The sequence below is a fragment of the Leptolyngbya sp. FACHB-261 genome, assembly GCF_014696065.1.
Lineage (GTDB): Bacteria > Cyanobacteriota > Cyanobacteriia > FACHB-261 > FACHB-261 > FACHB-261.
Window position 1 is genome coordinate 372,937 of record NZ_JACJPL010000031.1, and the last position, 21,150, is coordinate 394,086.

Consider the following 21,150-nt stretch of genomic DNA (forward strand, 5'->3'; position numbering starts at 1 on the left):
CTGGGTCTAAAAGCATCAGTGCTTGGTACTGCACCTGAAGCTTTGCAGGTATCAATGGTTGATTTACTTAAAAAGCGCAAAACCAACACAACTCATTCGGTCCCCCACTGGCTATATAAACCACAGCAGGGAACCGAAGCGTGAATTTGGGCGCAAATTCGGGTGCAGCTTAATCTTGCAAAGTATCGCCGATGGTTTCGCCGTTGTGATAGGCCGCTAACAGCACTTCACTGGTTTTGCCCCAGGCGATCTCACCTGCTGCATCTAGACCAATCGCACCAAAGTAGCGGTTGCGGTCGCGAGCCTCAGAGAAGGATTTCTCAAATGCAGCCGACAAGCTCAGGCCGTCAGTCACTCGAACTACAATGCGGCTAGCCAAGGCTTCGTCGATGATATGTTCGCCAATTCCGGTGCAGCTTACGGCAGCATGGGCATTGCCATAATTGCCTGCAGGCATAGCCGAATCGCTAACTCGGCCAATCCGCTCGAAGCCACGACCACCGGTCGAAGTAGCCGCGGCCAGTCGCCCGGCTTGATCCAGCGCAACTGCGCCAATCGTACCCACACCTGCGGTGACTGAGCCCATGCGCTTCTTAAAGTCATGGTGGCTTTCAACGCGCCACTCTTCCAGCCGTTGCTCGGTCAGCGGATTGTAGGGCGGAACATGCAATTCGCGGGCCAACTCGCCTGCCCCATAGTCCGAGAGCACCCGGTCGTCCGATTGCTGAAGGTGGTGAGCGAGTTCGATGGGATGTTGGACACGGGAGACGTTAATAACGCCGCTAAAACTTTGCCGCGCCCCATCCATTAAGGAGGCGCTCATGCGAATCTGTCCATCGGACTGGAGAACCGAGCCAGTACCCGCATTAAACAGGGGATCATCTTCCAAAAGCTGCGCTGCTCGCACCACAGCTTCCGCAGAACTGAGACCCTGTAGTAATAATGGATACACCGTATCGAGAACGGCATAGAGCGACTTGCGGACTGCGCCTACGCCTCCTTTGCCATCCAATGCGCTACCCGCGCCGCCGTGAATAATTAGCCTCGGTTGCATGCAAAGTCGCCCCTGTTGTCCATGTCCTATAGTGATTGCTAAGGGGTAAATAAAAAGTTACTTGGCAATTAAGTTGTAAGTGATCACACCAGTATAAAGCACGGAAGGCATCCGTCCCGTAAACGTTGATACAACTCAGCAAAGCTCGCACTTCCCCCGCCGCAAAACTGGAATTGCCCACGGGCGATCTTTATGAGGAAGTGTATGAAGAAGTGTCTCTACAAGTTGACGCAATTTAGCACTGCTAGACCCCGTTCAAACTCAGCTTTCTCAGTGATGCGTAGGCTGGGATCAGCGGCCTGGAAGTTATACGCTTTTGGTTTATCTTAGCTAGAAGTCCAAGGTAGTTTCCTTACTCTAAGTTCAGCTAAGCTTAATAAGCTAACTCACTCATTAATGGCTTTAATCAGCTCTAAACAAACCACTGGTATTTAAGTGATATTCAGCCATATTTAATACACAGCACCTACTCATTGCTGTTTCGGGCGAAATCTACCAATTGGGGGTTTTCGCTGCTATGCCGTTATGGTCTTCTGGAAATAAATGCATCAAAAGTAAGCTGGAGATAGTATGCCTGGTACTGAAGCTCGTGGGCAGTTAGTGATCATTGGTGGTGCAGAAGACAAGCAGGGCGACTGCAAAATATTGCGGGAGTTTGTGCGTCGAGCTGGAGGACTACAGGCTCGGATTGTCGTCATGACCGTAGCCACTGAACTTCCCCGAGAAGTAGGCGATGATTACATTAAAGTATTCCAGCGGTTAGGGATCGAGGATGTAAGGATCATTGATACCGTCAGTCGAGACGATGCCGCTGCTCCTAGCTATTTAGAGGCGATTGAGAAATCAACCGGTGTCTTCTTTACAGGCGGCGATCAATCTCGTATCACTTCGATTCTGAAAGGAACTGAAATCGATAAAATACTGCATAAGCGCTATCGTGAAGGCATCGTTGTCGGTGGCACCAGTGCAGGGGCTAGCATGATGTCTGACACGATGATTGTGGAAGGGGACGCTGAAACTCACCCTCGCATTGAAATCGTGGAAACTGACGATGGCATGAGCTTCTTACCGGAGGTTGTGGTTGATCAGCACTTCGCACAACGAGGACGCATTGGCCGTTTATTGGCCGCAGTTGCTCACCAACCACATCTGCTGGGTATGGGCATCGACGAAGATACAGCGGTTATTGTTAACGATCACCAATTCCAAGTCGTTGGTAATGGCGCGGTAACCATCGTCGATCTCAGTGACATTACTCATAACAATGTGGAAGGGCTGCTAAAGGATGAAGGGCTGGCTCTATGTAATGTCAAGTTGCATATCTTACCCGATGGCTATCATTTTGATCTGCGTAGCCGAAAACCAATTATTGAACAGCAGGTAGCCGCCTAGGCTAGGCTTCAAATCTAATCGGGAACTTAACCAGAAATCTGATCAGGAATTTTAGTTGGGAGCGACACCATGGGCCGAGAGAGAAGCACAATTGTCCCCCGTGTTAATGCACGGAAGACAGACGCCTTTGATATTTTCAATTTCAAACATTATGTAGGTCCTAATGCCAATCTAGGCACAGCTGCTTTGGTGTTTGATTTTGTGACCACAGAGGCAAATCAACCTCGGCCCTTGGAAGATTATGTAGAGCGTTTAAGCGAGCGTTATCCTCACCTGAGCCATAAAACCCAATCTTCCTATGGGCATTTGTTCGCGCAGGTAATTGCCGATGTGCGGAAGTGTGACCTGGACCTGTACCAAGACCACTGCAACGTGGTTGTAGGGGAGAGCTACACGCGAATTGCTGTGCAATCGCTCCACGCCCGCACCGACCGAGCGGTGGTCTATTTGGTTTGGGACTGGTTTGAGGCGATTACACAGGGCGAGGACTTCAGAATTGAAGACCGTCTGCAAGAGCTGAAAACCACGTTTCGGCAATCGGTCTACGGTGGCCCTACCGTTTATGCGCTCTGGCGCACTGCCTATGAAAAAGGCATTCCCACTTTTTACCTGTGGGACGAAGGCCTGGTTCAATACGGCTACGGTCGCAAGCAAGTGCGGGGCATCGCCACAACCTTCGACCAGGACAGCCATCTCGACTCCGATTTCACAACCCGCAAGGATGATTGCAAAGCCTTTTTGAGCACCCTCGGCTTTCCGGTGCCCAAAGGCGAAATTGTGGTCACGCTGAACGAAGCCTTATCGGCAGCTCGGGCAGTGGGTTATCCAGTTGCAGTCAAACCTGTGGTCGGTCACAAAGGGATTGGCGTGACTGCCGACGTGAGAGACCCAGATGCCTTGGAATTCGCCTTCGAGCGAGCGGTTGAAGCAATTGGCGAAGATCAAGCTCGGCAAATTATTGTTGAGCAGAGTATTTCTGGCTCTGACTTTCGCCTGCTGTGCGTCAATGGCGGTTTTGTTGCCGCTACCGAACGGCGAGCCGCTTCCGTAGTTGGCGATGGCTACTCTACTCTGTCGGAGTTAATCGAGCGCGAAAACCGGCGGTCAGCTCGACAAGATACACCCACCTCGCCACTCGGCAAAATTCACAGCGATGAGTCTATGCATCGTTACCTGAGTGAGCAGGGCTTAACTCTCGACAGCGTGATCGAAGAAGACCGCACCGTCTACCTGCGCAAGGTTGCTAATTTATCGGCAGGGGGCATGAGCATTGATGCCACCCATACGGTTCATCCAGACAACATTATCCTGGCTCAAGATATCGCTCAGCACTTGCGCTTGACCTGCCTGGGCATTGATGTGATTGCACGAGACCTGTCGCACTCTTGGCGGGATGGTGACTTTGGCATTTTGGAAATTAATGCAGCACCCGGTGTGTTCATGCACTTGAAGCCCGCCGTGGGTGAAAGTGTGGATGTAACTTCACCCATCCTTTCAACCTTCTTTGCTTCAGGTCGAGAAGCGCGGATCCCGATTATTACCTTCAATCGGGTAACGATTCAGGAACTGCAAGAAGTGGTCGATCACATTTTGTTTGAGCACCCTGATTGGACGATCGGCGCTGTTTGCCGAGAGGCCGTGTTGCTGAACCGCTCAGAGAAAGCGATCAACAGCCACTACAACAGCAACATCCAGAACTTGTTACGCAATCCTCGGCTCGATTTGCTAATCGCCGAATACAGTGAGGAGAGCTTGAACGATGAAGGCATGTTCTATCAAGGCAGTAATTTGATTGTCTTGAATAATCCGACCGAGGCTGAGCGGACGACGCTGATGCGTGATGCCTTTGAAGATGCGACCACGATCATCAAAGAGGGCGATACGATCTCTATTCGTCGTAAGGGCTTGATGGAGCAATATCGTCTCGGCCCAACTGAGCCATTCCTACGGGTCTATCAAAAGGAATTGGCGACGATTTTGTAGATATCTGTAATTGGCATTTGAGCTGAATTACAGGCAGCAACAGCAGGGCAAAACTTGGGCGTAAAACCCTTTACTTGCCCTGCTGTTTGTTTTGTTGAAACTGCTCAACCCGCTCAGCGAACTGCCGCAAGGTTTGGGGATATTGCTCCGCTGCAACCAGGGCGACATCGTTGTGATTCGCCTGATCCAGCCATAGTGCTTGCTTCGGTTCGGGAGCCGCTTCAAACAAGCGTTGGCTATGCCAGAAGGGAACCACGCCGTCTAGTTTGCCGTGGATAATCAGCACCGGGCAGCGCAGTTTGCGGATCTTGCGAAGGTTATCAAAACGGTCAAAGGGCACAATGGCAATCCGGGTCACGACCCGAAAAATAGCGACAAACGTGCTTTCCAACACGACACCCGCCAAGGGTTGACGAATTGCTAGATCCAAAGTGGGACCGCCACCAATCGAGCGTCCATATGCAATGATTCGGTCGCTTGGCACGCCTAATTTTGCAGTCAAATAATCGTAGGCCGCATCAACACTGGCATAGGTATTGCGCTCCGAAGCTCTGCCCTGACTGGTGCCATAGCCCTGATAGTCGTAAGCGAAAACGGCAAAGCCAATCGCTTGCAACTGTTGCAGAACCGGGGCAATGTAACCCAAATCCTCGCCGTTGCCGTGACTATAAAGCAGAGTGTAGTCTGCCTGCTGATTGGGTAAATACAGCGCTGAAACTTGTGCTCCATTGCTTGCGGTTAATTTGATCACCGCCTCCGTGTCTCGATAGCTGGCAGGCGGAACCGGGAACATCAAGCGGTCGGTAAAAAAGAAGGCGTAGAGGCAAAGACAGGCATAGAGAAATAGCAGAGAACTCACCATACGCTTGACCGAGAATTCTCCCAGTAACAGCTTTCTCAGTTTTCTGTCATCCATTAAACCTTCAACCGTGCTGACATAAGAGGTTCCCAGTTAAGGTTCTTAAATGAAACGTCTAGAGCAACCAGCCGCCGCAAAGCTTGACTGAGCTTCACGACGGCTGGTTTGGTTCTGGCTCTGGTAGACCTGCACAGAGCTTCAACTGGCTATGTAGAGCCTGAAATAGTTGCTGAAGCTGACCCTAGAGAATTGCTCTAGGCAGTCTGCTGCTGCTCCTGAATCAGTTCCTCAGCTTGGACCTGGTCGTAAAACTCCGGCAGCTGGTCCTGGGACGCCACTTCGCCCAGATCTTGCTCCAGACCTGTGGTCAAGTCCAGACAACCTGACCCTTCACCATTGACCACCCGCTCCTCAATGGCTCCGTTCGGTCGGATAATGAACTCAATTTGCCGGTAGGTACTCATCACTATTGTCCTCTGCTAAGCCCACGCATGCTCACTGCCAAGCGCCAACTACAACCCGCAGGCTGCCGTCTTCTAGCTCCTGCACAGTTTCTACATTAAAGCCTTGCTCTACAGCACTCTGCGCAATGGTGTGGTAGGCATAGCGTTGCTGCAACTGCTGCTGGAACTGCTGCCAATCGAGATCCAGGCCCCAGAAGTCCGCCACCGCTTCAAAATAGCCCTGGCGGTCAATAAAGCCAATGTCGTAGCAGCCCTCACGCTTGGCAACCAGATCAGCCCGGAACTGGGCACCTTGGTAGCCGCGCACAAGCGCATTTTCCTCAACCGCACAATCTAAATCAGCTAGGGCCAAGCGCAGAGCGGCGCGATTTTTGAGCTGAAGACGGATACGCGTGAAGTGAGACATGGCGGGGATTTAGGTGAGTGGGCACAACGAGAGGTAATCGCGCGGTCTGCTGAGGTCTAGATTAGAGGCCGGGCAACGAGCGGGAGTCCAAGTCAAACTCCGCCAGCTTGCGGACATCGGTCGAGGCACTGCGGGCGCGCCCTTGAGCTGCCCACTCTTTGAGGTAGTTAATCTGCTCACGAGCAGTATGAGACAGGGGTACTGTCTCGTGAATCGCCTGAACGATGTCCTCGGTAGTTAGATCGCGACCCTGGTGGAAGGCTCGATACATCCCTTCCACAACTGCTTGCTCAATTTCTGCACCACTGTACTCGGGCGTGAGCTCCGCCAACCGATCCACCTCAAACTTACCCAAGTTATCTGGGCGAAACCGCTCTAAATGGACTCGAAAAATCGCTCTACGTTCAGCATAGCTGGGCAAATTGATAAAGAAAATCTCATCAAAGCGTCCCTTGCGCAGCAGCTCCGGTGGCAGCGAATCGATGTTGTTAGCGGTGGCGACCAGAAACACAGCGCTGTCGCGTTCCTGCATCCAAGTTACCAGGGTGGCAAAAACCCGCGCTGAGGTGCCTGAGTCGCCCGCCGCGCCACTCATGCCAGCAAAGGCTTTGTCTAACTCATCGATCCAGAGCACACAAGGCGCGGTCGCCTCTGCCAACTGAATCATCTGGCGAGTGCGCGATTCACTACGGCCCACCAGCGAACCATCGAACAAACGGCCCACATCCAACCGCAGCAGCGGCAACTGAAACAGATGGGCAATCGCCTTAGCACAAAGACTTTTGCCCGTGCCCTGAATGCCCGCTAGCAGCAAGCCCTTAGGATGGGGCAGACCAAAGCGGCGCGCCTCTTCGCTAAAGGCCCGTCGCCGTTGCAGCACCCAGGTCTTGAGGTTGTCTAAGCCGCCAATGCGGTCCAGGGTTTCCGTGGGCGTGAAGAACTCTAGAATCTCAGTGCGACGAATGCGCTGCTTCTTCTCGGCCAGCACTCGGTCAATCACGGCATCGGTGAGCGCGGAATCCTGGGTGACGCTTCGGGCCAGCAGGTGCGAAATGCGGTCGCAAGTGAGCCCAGAGCAGGCTTTGACCAGTTGATCCAGAGCAGAAGGCGTCAGTTGCACCGCCCGTGCACCTAAACGCTTGCGGATCAGCAGCCGGATTTCTTGCGGCTCCAGCAGTGGGAACTCCATCACGGCTAGATACTCTTCTAGCTCCGAGGCCAGTTCCAGCGCTGGGGACAGCAGGATGATAGTTTTAGCGCTGTTGCGCAAACTGCGATAGAGATGCTTGAGCTGGCGAATCACCTGAGGATCGGAGCGCAACGGCCCCACCATGCGGTGCAAATCGCGGAAGACAAACAAAGTCGGAGTCCAAGCTGGGGCTTGCTCCACCAGCAGCAACGCCCGTAGCAAGCTGTCTTTGCACTGCTGGTTGTGCTCGAAGCCTCGCACTAAGTCATGCAACTGCACCTGACGGGGCGGCTGATGAGCGGCAGCAACCTGCTGGATGGCTCGCTCTGTACGCTCTTCCTCCACGGTGACCACGTAGATCAGGGGATGCCGTGAGCGGATGAGGAGATCTAGTTCTTCACAAAAACGAGCTGTGCTCACAATTCCACGACAGCAAGGCAGGTAGCATTGCCCCTGATGACTTCAAAATTGATGATAGTGTGCTCCAGCACGGTTGGACTGTGTGGGCTCACACCCTACAGTCACCGTTTTGGGTACTGTACTCATCGTGCCGTAAAGCCTGCAAACCGGACAGTCACAGGCTGAACTTCACAGTCTTTACACAAGACTAATAACTCTGGCTTTTCGTATCTTTTTCTAACGCCTGCTCTGGGGCTGGTTTTAGAGCTGGCTTTAGGAATGGCTCCAACTCTCTAGAGTTTCTGGTGCAGGTAGGCTTCAACGCCTAGGGTTTCCAGTTGCGCTTGCTTACCTAGAACCTGATCGCGCAGGGCTTGGCGATACTGCTGCACGCGCTCCAGCAGGGCTGGGTCATGGCTGGCGAGAATTTGCACGGCTAAGAGACCTGCATTCTGAGCATTGCCAATCGCAACCGTGGCTACGGGAATGCCGCGCGGCATCTGCACAATCGAGTACAGCGAATCCAGTCCGCCCAGATGGTGCGTGGCAACCGGCACGCCAATCACTGGCAGAGGCGTCAGTGCCGCAACCATCCCCGGCAGGTGCGCTGCGCCTCCAGCTCCGGCCACAATCACGCGAATGCCACGCTCATGAGCCGTCCGCGCAAACTCCACCATGCGATCGGGAGTGCGATGGGCTGAGATGATCGCCACTTCGTGGGGTACGTCGAAGTCCGTACAGACCTGAGCGGCTGATTGCATGGTGGGCAGGTCGGAATCGCTGCCCATGATGATGCTGACCTGTGCTTGACTCATGCCTGCCTCCGCCAAATCAGATCTGCTCGGTCTGCTAGCGCTAACACCTGGTCTAAATCGTCGCCAAGTAGGGTGACATGACCGAGTTTGCGTCCCGGTCGGGCTTCGCTTTTGCCATACCAGTGCACATGAGCACCGGGGAGCTGGCTGAGCTGTTGGCGCTCGGTGACGTAGTCGTGCTGGGCGCTTTCGTAGCCCAACAGGTTGACCATGACGGCGACGGGCACTTGGAGAGCCGGATCACCCAGAGGCAAACCGGCTACGGCGCGCAGATGTTGCTCGAATTGCGAGGTGACGCAGGCTTCGATTGAGAAGTGACCGGAGTTGTGGGGACGGGGCGCGACTTCATTGACGAGGACTGCGTTCCAGGTAGGCACCCAGAACAGTTCGATGCCGAAGATACCAACGCCATCGATGCTGAGCACAAAGTCACGGGCAATGGTTTCGACCGCTTGCTGAATCTCGGCAGGTACGCGGGCGGGTGCGATGACGCGGTGGCAGACTTGGTTTTCTTGCTGGGTTTCGACTACGGGATGCACAGCGATTTCGCCGCTGCGTGAGCGGGAAACCATCACTGCCAGTTCGGCGGCGAAGGGCACAAACTGCTCGACTAGGGCGGGAACCTGACCCCAACCCTGCCAAACCCTGGCTAGCTGCTCGGGGTTCTGCACAATTTCGGTACCGCGTCCGTCGTAGCCCTGGCGTCGGGCTTTGAGTACGAGGGGCCAGCCTAGGTCATTGAGTTTGTCTAGGTCTGCATCAAGGCTGGTGAGGTTATGAAAACGAGGCACGGGCAAGCCATGCTGCTGGAGGTGTTGGCGCTGCGTGTACTTGTCGAGCAGGGGAGCCAAACTATCGAGGCTGGGATAGAAGGGCAGGGCCAGAGGCCGCAACTGCTCTAGATCGACGAATTCGTTCTCGAAGGTGACGGCTTGCGCATCTTGGGCCAATTGAGCGATTAGGATTGGATCGCTGAGATCGCCAATGAAACTTTCGGATACGACTTGCACGGCGGGATCTTGGGCATGGCTAGCTAAGACGCGCAGGGGCAGGCCGAGTTTTTGGGCGGCGGGGTTAAGCATCCAGGCCAATTGACCACCGCCAATGACGCCGATGGGTGCAGCAGGGGCAGTCGGCTCTGGGGTCAGCTCTGGTCCTGGCTCTGGCACAGGGGGCCGGTTGTTAGCGAAGCGGTCTAAAAGAGTCAACGGTAGCTTCAAAGCAGCAAACTCTTCTATTCTCTCAGTATTGTTGTCGCCTGATGCTATCGCTGGGGCGTTGTTCAAGGGTTGTGACCGGGAGGAGACATGCGAGTTGCTCTGTTAGGGGGTTTGATGCTGCTGCTAACGGCTTGTAGTCGTCCTGTTGCGGTCGAGCATATTCCGGTGCCGCAGGGAGCCAACCCGGTGCAAGCGAGAGATCTGGACCCGTTTACGGTGGAGATGATGAATGCGCTGGAGGATCCGGTGCGCAATGCGGTGACGGATGGCTCGGTGACTACGTTGAGTTATCGCCTGCCTGCCAAAACCAGCATTGAAGCTTTGTTGGCCTTCTATACCAATACGCTCAAAGACACGGATTGGGAACGTAGTGAGAAGCTGACGCAGTTGGACAGCCAGGAGCAGCGCTACTATGCGCGGTTGGGCTATGAGCGAGGAGAGGGGGAAGATGAGCAGGTGCTGCTGGTGGATCTGCTGCGCAACCCAACGGCGAAGGAGCCGGTTTTGTTGTTGATTTTGGCGACGCGGCGTTGATGGGGGAGGCCCCCCTAACCCCCCAATGCTGGGGGAATTGGAGTTGATTTTAGTCACTGAATTAAAGCCTTAATAAGCCTCTTTCTCCCGCCACGATTGGGGGGTCGGGGGGCTTTTTTATTGCAGGGCTTGTTGCAGTAGGGTTTTGCCCAAGTTGCAGAGGGTGATTGAGCGACCGGCGTCGCTGAGGACGCGTTGGCGTTCGATCAGTTGGCTGGCTTCGAGGGGTACGAAGAGGCGGTTGAGGTCGGTTTCGCTGAGGCTGCATTTGAGGACGAGTAGGGAGGTTGGCACGCTGGCTCTGAGGCTACGGGGGTCGGTGTAGTTGGCGATGATCAGCAGGATCAGTTTGGCTTGGTTGGAGAGGTTGAGTTCGCGGCTGATGTGGTCCCAGAGTTGGAGGCGAATTTGAGAGGGGGAGAGGTGGGAGAAGTTCATTGGCAGTTTGGGGGGTTTAAGGGTTGAGGGTTAGGGGTTGGGGATTGGGGGTGTAGAAGCTGCGCAGGTTGAGGTCGAGATCTAACTGGGCTTTGCGTTGTTGCCACATTCGGCGCAGGTAGGCGATGGTGTCGGCGGCGTAGGTGAAGCGTTGGAGTTCGTTTTTGAGCAGTTGGCCGAGTTCTTGCAGGGCTTGGTGGTTGGGGCAGGTGCGAATGGTTTGCACGCAGGCTTCGAGCCATTGAATGAGATCGCGGTAACTAATGAATTGGCCCCCGCGATCTTTGCGATGCACAAATAGGACGTTGGCCCATTGTTCGAAGCGCAAAATACAGTCTTGGGCAATGCCTAAATAGGTGGCGAGATAGCTGAGGGAAATCTCGAATTGACGGGGGTTGATCAGTTGCAAAAGTTGGCGCATGGGAATGCGAGTTGTAGAAGAGATGGAGCAGGAATGTTGCACTGGGCAGGAAGACCCTGCCCCTACGGAATTGGGGATTGAAAACCGAGGGGTTTACAGTTTCACAGTCGTGGGTAGGGGCAGGGTTTCCCTGCCCTTTAGGCGGCCAGAATGCGGTCGTGGGTAGGGGCAAGATTGTCCTGCCCTTACCGGGATGCCGCCGCAATGATTGAGCCACCCCGATGGTTTGCATAGCAAGTCGGGGTGGCTAATGAGGTGTTAAAATCACCTGTCAGCCGCCGAACTGCCGTGATCGCAGTGAGGGGGTTAGCTATCTAGGAGTTGGCTATAGCTTCTAGGTAGCGTTTAAGTTTTTGGGCTGTTTTTTTCGATAGGCAATCCTCCTCAACCAGTCGTGAGGATACAGTATCAAAGAGGTTCAGCTTTGACAAGCGTATTTAAATAGCCACGGTCCCAATTCGCTTTAAGACTTGAAAGACTTCATACAAGTCCTGGCTATTGGGTGGAAAGAACAACGAGTACAGCTTTGATGAGCTGTATTCAGGCTTGGGAGTAGCCTTTACTTTGAGAAAAATGAACTCGTCGCCATTGCTAACTAGCCCATAAACAGGTCGTTCAGGGTTGGGACTGCACATCATGTAAGACAATGCTTGTGGCACCGCGAGCGAAACCATGATTGTGCGTTTGGCTTCGATGACCACGACCCAGAGTTGATCTTGAATAATTAGGGTGTCGATGCGGCCACGCAGCAGTTCGTCCTCTTCGGCCACAGCGAATTCAACCGGCTCCTCGGTGCGGATCTCAAAAGGGAGTTCGTAGAAGCCTGCTAGGTCCAGCAATGGCGATACTAATAACTTGTCAACGGCTCCTTCTGAAACGGTGCCGCGTCGTCGGTGAGCGGCAAACCGTTGCTGCAAGAGGTTGAGTGTTTCTTTTTCTAAGTCAGTAAGATTGGGCAGATTCTCGCGCCATTCGGTGAAGAATTGAGGATCGGCGGTCAGCGTCAGACCGAACTTGTCCTCAACCACAGCGGTTGTCGGGATTGTTTTTGAGGTAGCGCGAGTTGTGGTCATGACTCCCCCTGGGCTGCTATTGCCACTGTACTGTTATGACCCGCGAGCAAACCAGTGTCGAATCAGTTCTACCTGGAAGCGGTAGCCTTTGTCAGTTGCTTCAATTAGCTCACGTCGTAGAAGCAGATTGAGAGTGTTGTCTAGGTTGTCAGGCAATTGTTGTTCTAGAGTTTCTCGACTAACACTAGCTCTTTCGCCTTTAGCCGCTAGAAAGCGCAGCAAAGCAAGGCCATCTTTGTCTACTTGATTGCGAATATCAGCAAAGAATAAACTGCTACTGTCTAGGGCTTCGGGAATAGCTGCCTCAACATCATCCAATTGAGCTAAGCGGCGAACTGAAGGGTCTTGCTCATTTTTAAGAGCAACGATTTCAGCACAAAGTAATTGCACGAGGAAAGGATGGCCTCGGGTGAGATCTAAAACGCGTCGGCTAGCATCTAGTTCATAGCGCAAGGCGAAATCTTTGACCGGCTGCTCAACGAGTTTGCGGGTTTCGTCTTCTTTGAGATAGCTAATATGAACGACTTGCACATTAATCAAGTAACTGGCCCAGCGTTGAAATTCCTCAAGCGTATGAGAGCCAGAGATCAGAATCTTGAATCGGGGACGATGCTGGATAAGGTTTCGCAGCAGGCCCAGAACATCAGCTTCGTTGAAACGTCCCTTATCTAAGGCGTGATCTAATACCTCAAATTCATCAAGAGATAACAAGGCGGTATTTTGCCCTAAGACTTGCTCAACCTGATCGAGCCATTCATCAAAGCAAGTGAAGGCGTCTGCTTCGAGAGCTTCACGGGTTAGAGCTGGCAGAGCTAAACCGCTTTGCCTTTTGGCAGAGTCAGTCATGCCTCTAGCAAGGTTGTAGAGAAACCCAGCTTGGTCACTGGCGCGAGAAGCTGGCCCTTGCAGATCGACAAACAGTGGAATGATTGTGTTTGGTAGTAAGCGTCCCAGGTTATTGAGCAGGGAAGTTTTGCCCATGCGCCGTTGGCCATAGAGCAACAGGGGCGGGCGGCGACGGTCGAGTAGTAATTGCTCAATGCGACTACTGACATCGGTACGTCCGGTGAAAATTCTCTGTTGCTCGGTGAGGGGGACACCAATAATGTATGGTGAGTCGATTTCTTGCTGTTGTTCAGCAGTAGCCGTTAGTTCTTGAATGTAATTTTGAATGAGGCTGTGCCAGTGGTTCGCAATCGGATGAAAGCGAACAGCGTATTTATTGCTGCTTTGGATAAGTTCTCTTAATAAGCCATCTAAACGATCTGCAACAGAGCTGAGAGCTAAGCGTTGATTGTAGATGCTTCCTTGTCTTAAGGCAGCCTCCACATCCTGACTGATGCGGCTAAAACTTCGCAATAGGACACTGGCTGGGCCTTCCAATTCTCCTGCTGTCAGACTGCGATGAGCTTGACTGATAGCTGCTACATTAAAGTGTCGATGCAAATGACGTGCATCTAACTCAATCTGAGCCGCCTGAGCCGCCCAGCGCTGGTATCCATTACTAAGGTACTTAATAGCAGCCTGTCCCTCAACTGGATTACGTTCTGCCACCAAAACCACGTATTGATCTAGGCCCAGCAGGGGCAGACGCTGAAGCTCATCCCAGAAGGCAGAGTGCCATCGCAAGAGACTAGTCTCATTTCTAGATCCTTGCTCATCAATACGTTGAAGTACCGTGTTCCATGCTGCTACCAATGGGTAAAAAGCTATAGGTCGCCACCAAGACAAGGTAAGCCCCAAAATAATACTTATCACAAGCAGAAGAAGATTTAGCCAGAAAACACTAGGGGGATAACCTACCGTCATCATTGCTATCTCATTGGTCCCTAGGTTACCAGCATCAGGGGGATAACCTACCGTCATCATTGCTATCCCATTGGTCCCTAGGTTACCAGCAACAGCGGCAGCCCCAGGCCCTCCAATGCGGTCGGCCAATAAATACAACAAAGAAAAGAAAGTACCGAAGGCGACACCCATTAAAGTACCAATTACTAAACTATTTATAACACTACCTTCTCGCGTCATTGACATCATAGGGCCTATTGCCCCGACCACTACACCAGCCCCCACGACAAGAGTTAAGACAACTAAAAAAATACGCCATCGTTCTTGTGTCCTTAATTCAACCACCGCTTCTTTGGCGACAACAAGCGCGGCGATAACTATCGCAATGGCAATAATGCTTCCTACTATACTGCTTACTGCATTTCCTGGCGGCACAATGCTTGCTATACAGATTCCCACCAAGAGCGCGATTAAACTTGCTATGATGATCGATAGAAGGCTAACAAACACACTTACAACAGTTCCACCAGCTTGTCGTGCCAATGAGTGTGCAAAAGTTCTACTGGCTACAGTGCCCAACAAGCCAATACTAATTATGTTTGACCCTACACAAAACGTAAGCATTTCCATGTCATAAGCATGACTCCCAGTAACTACCATATTAACAACCACTAAAGAAGGTACGATTATAAGCGTACTAATCGCTCCTACAGCGATTGCTACAACGCCTATTATTGCGCCTGTTATATAAGTCATTACAAGGGCTGCTACGAAATTTATTATATTTGCTGCATGGGATGTTGAATATAATGTATCAGGGCCCTTTAAAGCCTCAGGAAGCTGCGCTTGTGACATAAGCATACTTGCCACAATACCTAGCGAGCCAGTCATGAGTGGCAAAATGACATATGTCTGCATTAGTAGCCGACGTAGAGACGGCTTACGCCATTGCGCTCGGTTCAGCTCAACCAAAGAGAAATTGGCACGTAGATTCGGATCTATTTGGGCTACAAAACTGTTCCAAACTGAGGGACAGAAAAAAAGCCAAAAGAGTATTTGCAAGCTACCCAGAGTCAAGTTGGGGTGTTGTTCTGGAGTGGCAGTGTAGGCATTGTGAGGAACATCTTGTGGGGTCATAGTTTAGGGACAGAGGCTAGATGCGTAGTAAAAGTTGAGGAGTTAGTGAAATAAACTTGGTAGCGAAAGTATCAAGACTCTCAGGCTAATAAATGAGCAAACGGTTTTAACTGCTGTAGCCCTTCCTCTCGCCAATCATCGCTCAGGTCACCTTCCTCTAGGCTAAACAGACGTTCTCGACAAAGAATTTGCAACAAAATTGGCCAGCCACTACTTTGGGTCAAGATCCATTCGATATCAGCATCAGGAAAGGGAATTGGAGAACTGGCAATTAGCGCATGGGCTTCGGGTTCAAGCAAAGGGCCGAGCGTTGTTGTGTAGGCGAAAATATTAAAGAATGGGGAACTGTGGCCGGTGTGCTGAGCTAGGTCAAGCGGAGACTCATGAGTGGCCAGAATAAATGACAACTTACCCCCAACCTGATTAGTAGCTAGTGACCGTAACCCTTCCCAAAACGCATCATTCAACTCCGCATAACGATGCAATGCCACACCAATTTCATCAAGCAGGATTACTGTGGGTATGCGCAAGTGGTTGCTGACTACTTCCAAAAAGCGATCTAAGTCGCAGGGATAAGGGATGGGTAACTTCAGGCAGGCCAGCAGATAGCGCAGCAAGCCCTCACGGCTACCTAATCGGCAATCCTGAAAGTCTACAAAAACCCAGCAAAAGGACTCCGGCTTAAGCAACCAATCAGAACGCTGACCAGGACGCAACTGCTCTACAGGCGTAGTAGTAACCTGTTTGAGATGGAGTAGCAATGAAGTCTTACCACTGCGACGAGGGCCGATAATTGCAGCATTTTGGAGAGGTGTCCGCTTCAACAAATTGAACAGACGTTTGAGTTGTTGCTCCCGCCCAAAGAAGCGACGAGGATGGCCGACAGGCGGACCTGCCACGAAAGGTGTCTCAGAATTCTCTAAGACGAAGTTGGAGTCTGACACTGATGCAGTCGGGCTCACTAGCAGAGTGCCAGTAGGATGCCGTGAGCCTAGCGAGGGTTTTGGCGCAAATTCTCCGCAACCCTGCGAATCCCCTCAACCACATTCAGAAACGCCTCATCCTGATTCGCCCAGGTTGTTATTGGCTTCGCATCCCTTGGCAACGCCTGAAGCTTACTAAAGGGCGAACCCTTAAAATCCGTAGGCTTCAGAATAATCGGAATAACCCGAGCGCTCCCCTCCGCATGCCGCTCCATTGCCCGCGCTAACTCAATGTCATTGATATACTCCGACGCCATAAACCTCGGCGTAATCAGCAGCAGAATAATCCGAGCGGCCTCCAGCTGCGCCTTAATCTCAGCATCCCACTCATTCCCCGCCTCAAGCGCCCGGTCGTGCCAAGCCTTAATTTTGCCCTGCCGTTTCAGGTTCGATAGATGAACCACAAGCTCTTCGCGTAGCTCATCATCTTTGTGTGAGTACGAAATAAAAACCTCAACCGGCCCCTCTGAACTAGCCTGAGCAACCGTTTGAGCTGAAGGCCGCGATGCTGCCCCTGGTGGAGGCGCAGAAGCTGTTGATGCCTGCAACCGTTGGATCTGCTGGTTGCACTCATTAATCTGTTCCTGAAGCTCAAACTGCTGAGATGCATTCGACGTCCCGGCTAGCTTCTGCTCCAAAAAAGCCAGCTTGCGCTGCCAAGTCCCAAGCGCACCGTTTGCTTGATCAGTTCCACCCGAAGCCATTCAGAGAACCCCTTTAGCCCAGTTGCCGCACCAGCCCCAAGCAGGCCAGATTAGCCGCCAGTATAGCCGCGCCCACCCCCGACTAGCCCTGAATTGATACCTGTCACAACCTCAAGCCCAAGGACCAGGAGCCTGCAAAACTTCACTTCCCCCCAAACTTGGGGGGCTAGGGGGGCCTTCTCCCCACCAAACCACCCCAGCACCTAGTTCCACCAGCCCCAAACCAAGCTTCATCGCGCTTCAGCCTAGTTTCACCCCGCTCACATCTAGTTCAATCGCGCTTGAACCTAGTTTCACCCAGCTAAAACCTAGTTTCATCACGCTCACATCTAGTTCAATCGCGCTCACATCTAGTTCAATCCAGATTTAGTTCAGTTTCACCGCGCTTATTTCTAATTCAATCGTAATTTTCGGGAACGCTAAACGATTATCTCTAAATTGCAGCAACCATACCCATAAATCACCAGAGCCAACAACGACCACAGCAAAACCACGCAAAAACAAAAGACATCATCAAAAAAAGACATTTGCTTTTCCTAAATTTCTCGGGGGACTATCGCCCCACCAGCCCTTTAATTTGGATTTATAAATCAATCGAGACTCACCCAAATGTCTAGACAAAAACGCACCTCCCCCATCCTGGCCAAAGCCGAACAACGAGCCATTGGCCTGAAAAACATCAGCGCCCAACTGACCCTCGAAAACTCCCTCAGCCTGGAAAAATACAACAGCGAAATCGACCGCATACGCGGCCAACTCGCCACCTACAATAGCCTCCTCGCTCAAATCGACGTCGCCCAAGCCGAACTCAAAGAAAACGAAACCCTGCTCAAGCACATGACCGAAGACATGCTGATCGGCGTCGCCTCCAAATTCGGCAAAAACAGCTACCAATACCAACTCGCCGGAGGCACCCGCCGCAGCGAACGCAAACGCCCCAGCCGCACAGCCAAACCCGCCATTGCAAGCTAAAGCAGTTCCCGTTCCTTACCGCTTATCTCTATTAATACCGGCTGAGCCGCTCAAGATTGAGTCGCTCAGCTTTAATTTGTTGGGGCACCCACCCAAAACTTGAGCCGATGCCCAAAGCATAACTACAACATTCTCTCGCCAACAGTTAAAGCAGGAACAGCAACAAATTGCACCGGTAGAAGCTCGCTCAAAACCGAGAATTTGAGCCGCACAATTTGAGCTGTCCTGCTCCCAGCGAATTTTGGTCAGGCAGAGGTAGGGTTCTGCCCAGTTGTTTTCCCGACGCCCAGACAGAACCCTCAGCCAACAAACGTGGAGAGCTAGCAAAGAACACCCAACCGAAGCTGTCGCCTATTACTGCTCAGCCACAACTCGATCTTATAATTCAATTTCTGCCCTGATGCACTACTTAAGAAAGAAACTCAAAGGAAACAAGCGGCAATAACAGGCGTCTCTTACTTATTTTGGTAGATATAAACCAGGAAAAATTGCCTTTAAAAAGACAAATAATTTGGAGGCATCGGTACTTAGAGGCAAAGCGCTAACTATCTCTCAAGTGGCTGAGGCTACTAAGCTTTTCATCTTTCATTCTGAAAGAGAGCAATCGTCTAAGCCTTTCCCGACGCCCAGGCGATGCTCAATTTCAGCAGCTCAATTTCAGCAAACGTGGAGAACTAAGGTGAGTCGCCCTCGATCAAACTCTAACCGCAATGAACCAACGCCAAAAAAACAAATACCTGGTCTCAGCCTCAAGCTTAGGTTTTCGGAGAAAAGCACCATTGCCTTACTGACCAGTTTAGCTATTTGGTTCGGTCCAGACATCATTGGAGGTAAACACCCATCACCTGAGCAAACCCCTGGCACTGCAAGCAGGGCAACTTTTCTATCAAGCGGCCATCATACATCAGCGAGCTTCAGTTAGAGCTTGAATCGTGAAGGGGGGCTGGAAGAACCAACACCAGGATAAAGCTTCAAAGCCTCCCTAAATACACCTCTCCACTTAACGATTACTCAGGCTTCCACCAGGTCGGCAACTCCACCGTAAACGTCGTCCAACCGCTGCCACTCTCAACCCAAATCCTGCCCTGCAATTCCTCAAGCAACTTCTGCACCAACGCCAAACCTAAACCAGTGCCGCCCTTGCCTCGGGTATCATTAGCAGCCGCCCGATAAAACTTATCAAAGATAAACGGCAGCTCCGCAATTGGAATTTCAGCGGCATTGCGAACCTTAAACAGCATCATCGAGACTGGCTCCTCCGAATCCTCTGCTAAAACCGATGCCACCTGAACACTCAGTTGAATCTCACCCGCAACTGGCGTGTATTTGCAGGCATTGTTCAATAGCTCCGTCAAAACTCGCTCCAGCCCAGCTCGATTTGCCAGCAACTGAGGCAGCTCAGCCGGAAGATCCAACCGCAAAACCTGCTGACCTTCTTGCAACCGCGATTGAAACCCCCCCAGCAACTCAGGCAACCACTCTTGCAGATTGATCAGCTCCAGGACCAGAGCTGCATGGTTACCAATCTCCAGTCGTTGCAAATCCAAAAGGTCATTGATCAACTCAACTTCCCGCTTACATTCCGCTTGCAAAATCTCTAAATAGCGCTCCTGCCGTTCTGGCGTCGGTGCTAGCTTGAGCATCTGAATCGCCACCTTCATATTGGTCATCGGCGCTCGCAACTCATGCGAAACCGTGCTCAAAAAATCATCCTTGAGCTGATTGAGCTTCTCCAATTCTTGATTGGCCTGGGATAATTTCTGAGTGTGCTCAAGCAAAGCCTGCCTGCCAAAATACTGCTCTGTAATGTCATCCAACATCCACAGCCGACCCGGCACACCCCGCAGCTGCGTCGGCGTAATGGCAATTCTCAGCACCCTCGCTTGTGGTTGACTAAAGATCCAATCCCAGTTGCGAATTTCGCCCTGCGGTTGAGCAAAGAACTGTTCAGCCTGGGCCGCCAGTTCCTGATCATTGTCCGCCTGCCTGCGCAATGTCGCCATCGCTCCAGCCAATACCGGCGGCTCCACCGCACCCGGCGACAAGTTCAACAGCATCGCTGCTGCTTGATTTAGCCAACCCGGCTCCCCACTTTCATCGACAAACACCACGCCTTGCGGCATCGTCTCCAAAATGGCGCTGAAGCGAGTCTGCGTCTGGCCCAATTGCAAACCAGTATCGTATAGCCGCAGCAGCGACCGTAACTCACTGAGCAGCGACTCAATAAAGCCCCGTAGCGTCGAGGAAACTCCGGTCCGGCGATGCCACAGCAGCAAGATTGCACCACGCAAGCCATCCGAAGCCAGCGGCAACACAGCCAACGACTGTGTCCCCTGCGCCAACAAAAGACGGGAGGCATTGGGCATCGAAGCGTAATCCCTGTAGTAGAGACATTGATTGCGAGCCAGGGCCTCAGCAAACAGAGCCGGTGTCGTCAACTGGCACGGCAAGACCGTCGCGGGCAGGCAAACCAAAGCCTCTGCCGTCACTTCATCCAGTTGACGCAAGGCAATCGCCCCATCCGCCCGCGCAAAATCGCGCAGCATAGTCAGGGCCTGGTGCAAAGCCGTATCCGGCGCAGCCTCCGACCCAAGTTCTGCCAGAGTAGTCAGCACCGCTTGAGCCGCCAGCCGCCACTCCACAACCTGCAAGAACCGGCGCAGCAAACTGCTAGCACCCACCACGGCCAACCCCGCTAGTAGTAGCTCTTGCCCCTGGCGACTTAGTAAAACCTCGCCTCCCAGTCCTTGCCACCAACCCAATCCCCAGCTCAGCCCCAAGACAACCAGCCCTGAAACCAGCAGCGCTAAAGACAGGGGCAATAAAACCCACGCTGTCCAGAGCAGCAACGCCAACCACGTTAGGACACCCCACCCCTGCCATAGCCCCCAAACCGCAAACCCCCCCGTCAAGCCAAGTACAACCAGCCTGAAGGTCGGCAGCCAATCTGGATGCCGAAACCGCAGCCGGAACCAAGCAATGAACTGGGAAGACATGCAGGCAGTGCCCTCACAATCGCACCTAATGCACTCAGACGAATAAGCAGTGCCACGGGTTCTAAGGCGAATGACAGCCGAAACTCTGTTCGCTCATGAACTGCCCTAGTCTGAGCTGCCTAGCTCCATGATGGCTGACTCAACCACCATTGATAGATAGCTGGCAGAGGAGCGCCCCCCTGCAGCTGGTTGCCGCCCAAAGAAGCAAAAGCCCCGTCAGTCCCTCCGAGTTGGAGAGACTGACGGGGCTAGAGCCTTGATGTAAATGTTTAAGTGCCTAGAAGCCTACAGCGAAGCTGAAGACAATAACTTGCCTTCAACTC

Annotated in this window: 18 protein-coding genes; 4 read left to right on the forward strand and 14 right to left on the reverse strand. The window is 52.5% G+C overall.

Annotated elements, in window-relative coordinates:
• Window positions 1-169: 169 nt before the first annotated feature.
• On the reverse strand, window positions 170-1,054 hold the full coding sequence (locus tag H6F94_RS26815) for an isoaspartyl peptidase/L-asparaginase (protein WP_190805327.1): 885 nt from the start codon (window positions 1,052-1,054) through the stop codon (window positions 170-172).
• A gap of 570 nt (window positions 1,055-1,624) precedes the next feature.
• Between H6F94_RS26815 and H6F94_RS26820 the strand changes: the two genes are divergently transcribed.
• A complete protein-coding gene (locus H6F94_RS26820) occupies window positions 1,625-2,446 on the forward strand; it encodes a cyanophycinase (protein ID WP_190805328.1) in 822 nt (273 codons plus the stop codon).
• 69 nt (window positions 2,447-2,515) lie between these two features.
• Window positions 2,516-4,429 (forward strand): ATP-binding protein, encoded by a 1,914-nt coding sequence (locus H6F94_RS26825; protein WP_190805329.1) that lies wholly within the window; start codon window positions 2,516-2,518, stop codon window positions 4,427-4,429.
• A gap of 70 nt (window positions 4,430-4,499) precedes the next feature.
• On the opposite strand, the gene H6F94_RS26830 is transcribed toward H6F94_RS26825, so the two are convergent.
• The 6 genes from H6F94_RS26830 to H6F94_RS26855 form a co-directional block, all read right to left on the reverse strand.
• Window positions 4,500-5,345 carry an alpha/beta hydrolase gene (locus H6F94_RS26830; RefSeq protein WP_190805330.1) on the reverse strand — a complete coding sequence of 282 codons (846 nt, stop codon included), beginning with the start codon at window positions 5,343-5,345 and terminating at the stop codon, window positions 4,500-4,502.
• Between the two features lie 197 nt (window positions 5,346-5,542).
• Window positions 5,543-5,752, reverse strand: coding sequence for a DUF2997 domain-containing protein (locus H6F94_RS26835; protein ID WP_190805331.1), 210 nt, complete (start codon window positions 5,750-5,752; stop codon window positions 5,543-5,545).
• Window positions 5,753-5,783: 31 nt separating this feature from the next.
• Window positions 5,784-6,158 (reverse strand): DUF1257 domain-containing protein, encoded by a 375-nt coding sequence (locus H6F94_RS26840; RefSeq protein ID WP_190805332.1) that lies wholly within the window; start codon window positions 6,156-6,158, stop codon window positions 5,784-5,786.
• Between the two features lie 61 nt (window positions 6,159-6,219).
• Window positions 6,220-7,767 carry a Ycf46 family AAA ATPase gene (locus H6F94_RS26845; RefSeq protein WP_190805333.1) on the reverse strand — a complete coding sequence of 516 codons (1,548 nt, stop codon included), beginning with the start codon at window positions 7,765-7,767 and terminating at the stop codon, window positions 6,220-6,222.
• 272 nt (window positions 7,768-8,039) lie between these two features.
• The gene (gene purE / locus H6F94_RS26850) at window positions 8,040-8,561 is read right to left on the reverse strand and encodes a 5-(carboxyamino)imidazole ribonucleotide mutase (protein ID WP_190805334.1); all 522 of its coding nucleotides are present in this window, start codon (window positions 8,559-8,561) and stop codon (window positions 8,040-8,042) included.
• Window positions 8,558-9,769 carry a 5-(carboxyamino)imidazole ribonucleotide synthase gene (locus H6F94_RS26855; RefSeq protein ID WP_242041433.1) on the reverse strand — a complete coding sequence of 404 codons (1,212 nt, stop codon included), beginning with the start codon at window positions 9,767-9,769 and terminating at the stop codon, window positions 8,558-8,560. Before H6F94_RS26855 ends, purE begins: the two co-directional genes overlap by 4 nt.
• A 99-nt stretch (window positions 9,770-9,868) precedes the next feature.
• Here H6F94_RS26855 and H6F94_RS26860 point away from each other — a divergent pair, with 99 nt between their 5' ends.
• Entirely contained in the window at window positions 9,869-10,315 is a 447-nt protein-coding gene (locus tag H6F94_RS26860; RefSeq protein ID WP_190805335.1) for a hypothetical protein, read from the forward strand.
• A gap of 117 nt (window positions 10,316-10,432) precedes the next feature.
• On the opposite strand, the gene H6F94_RS26865 is transcribed toward H6F94_RS26860, so the two are convergent.
• The 6 genes from H6F94_RS26865 to H6F94_RS26890 all read right to left on the reverse strand — a co-directional run bounded on the left by H6F94_RS26865 (window position 10,433) and on the right by H6F94_RS26890 (window position 16,859).
• Window positions 10,433-10,753 carry a hypothetical protein gene (locus H6F94_RS26865; RefSeq protein ID WP_190805336.1) on the reverse strand — a complete coding sequence of 107 codons (321 nt, stop codon included), beginning with the start codon at window positions 10,751-10,753 and terminating at the stop codon, window positions 10,433-10,435.
• A 16-nt stretch (window positions 10,754-10,769) separates the two neighbouring features.
• Window positions 10,770-11,174: a hypothetical protein gene (locus H6F94_RS26870; protein ID WP_190805337.1), complete on the reverse strand. Its 405-nt coding sequence runs from the start codon at window positions 11,172-11,174 to the stop codon at window positions 10,770-10,772.
• A gap of 437 nt (window positions 11,175-11,611) precedes the next feature.
• Window positions 11,612-12,247, reverse strand: coding sequence for a type I restriction enzyme HsdR N-terminal domain-containing protein (locus H6F94_RS26875; protein ID WP_190805338.1), 636 nt, complete (start codon window positions 12,245-12,247; stop codon window positions 11,612-11,614).
• 33 nt (window positions 12,248-12,280) lie between these two features.
• A complete protein-coding gene (locus H6F94_RS26880) occupies window positions 12,281-13,876 on the reverse strand; it encodes an AAA family ATPase (RefSeq protein ID WP_190805339.1) in 1,596 nt (531 codons plus the stop codon).
• 1,376 nt (window positions 13,877-15,252) lie between these two features.
• On the reverse strand, window positions 15,253-16,071 hold the full coding sequence (locus H6F94_RS26885) for an ATP-binding protein (protein ID WP_190805340.1): 819 nt from the start codon (window positions 16,069-16,071) through the stop codon (window positions 15,253-15,255).
• A gap of 92 nt (window positions 16,072-16,163) precedes the next feature.
• Window positions 16,164-16,859, reverse strand: a complete 696-nt coding sequence (locus H6F94_RS26890) for a TIR domain-containing protein (RefSeq protein WP_190805341.1) — start codon at window positions 16,857-16,859, stop codon at window positions 16,164-16,166.
• Window positions 16,860-17,468: 609 nt separating this feature from the next.
• On the opposite strand from H6F94_RS26890, the gene H6F94_RS26895 reads away from it, so the two are divergent.
• Window positions 17,469-17,831: a hypothetical protein gene (locus tag H6F94_RS26895; protein ID WP_190805342.1), complete on the forward strand. Its 363-nt coding sequence runs from the start codon at window positions 17,469-17,471 to the stop codon at window positions 17,829-17,831.
• Window positions 17,832-18,838: 1,007 nt separating this feature from the next.
• Here H6F94_RS26895 and H6F94_RS26900 read toward each other — a convergent pair.
• Window positions 18,839-20,827, reverse strand: coding sequence for a sensor histidine kinase (locus H6F94_RS26900; RefSeq protein ID WP_190805343.1), 1,989 nt, complete (start codon window positions 20,825-20,827; stop codon window positions 18,839-18,841).
• Window positions 20,828-21,150: the final 323 nt, after the last annotated feature.

Excerpts from the sequence above, each read along its gene's own strand:
- H6F94_RS26820 (WP_190805328.1), top strand. The coding sequence starts at position 1,625 with ATGCCTGGTACTGAAGCTCGTGGGCAGTTAGTGATCATTGGTGGTGCA.
- H6F94_RS26830 (WP_190805330.1), bottom strand. The coding sequence starts at position 5,345 with ATGGATGACAGAAAACTGAGAAAGCTGTTACTGGGAGAATTCTCGGTC.
- H6F94_RS26895 (WP_190805342.1), top strand. The coding sequence starts at position 17,469 with ATGTCTAGACAAAAACGCACCTCCCCCATCCTGGCCAAAGCCGAACAA.
- H6F94_RS26835 (WP_190805331.1), bottom strand. The coding sequence starts at position 5,752 with ATGAGTACCTACCGGCAAATTGAGTTCATTATCCGACCGAACGGAGCC.
- H6F94_RS26900 (WP_190805343.1), bottom strand. The coding sequence starts at position 20,827 with ATGTCTTCCCAGTTCATTGCTTGGTTCCGGCTGCGGTTTCGGCATCCA.
- H6F94_RS26870 (WP_190805337.1), bottom strand. The coding sequence starts at position 11,174 with ATGCGCCAACTTTTGCAACTGATCAACCCCCGTCAATTCGAGATTTCC.
- H6F94_RS26865 (WP_190805336.1), bottom strand. The coding sequence starts at position 10,753 with ATGAACTTCTCCCACCTCTCCCCCTCTCAAATTCGCCTCCAACTCTGG.
- H6F94_RS26815 (WP_190805327.1), bottom strand. The coding sequence starts at position 1,054 with ATGCAACCGAGGCTAATTATTCACGGCGGCGCGGGTAGCGCATTGGAT.
- H6F94_RS26875 (WP_190805338.1), bottom strand. The coding sequence starts at position 12,247 with ATGACCACAACTCGCGCTACCTCAAAAACAATCCCGACAACCGCTGTG.
- H6F94_RS26890 (WP_190805341.1), bottom strand. The coding sequence starts at position 16,859 with ATGGCTTCGGGTGGAACTGATCAAGCAAACGGTGCGCTTGGGACTTGG.
- purE (WP_190805334.1), bottom strand. The coding sequence starts at position 8,561 with ATGAGTCAAGCACAGGTCAGCATCATCATGGGCAGCGATTCCGACCTG.
- H6F94_RS26825 (WP_190805329.1), top strand. The coding sequence starts at position 2,516 with ATGGGCCGAGAGAGAAGCACAATTGTCCCCCGTGTTAATGCACGGAAG.
- H6F94_RS26840 (WP_190805332.1), bottom strand. The coding sequence starts at position 6,158 with ATGTCTCACTTCACGCGTATCCGTCTTCAGCTCAAAAATCGCGCCGCT.
- H6F94_RS26860 (WP_190805335.1), top strand. The coding sequence starts at position 9,869 with ATGCGAGTTGCTCTGTTAGGGGGTTTGATGCTGCTGCTAACGGCTTGT.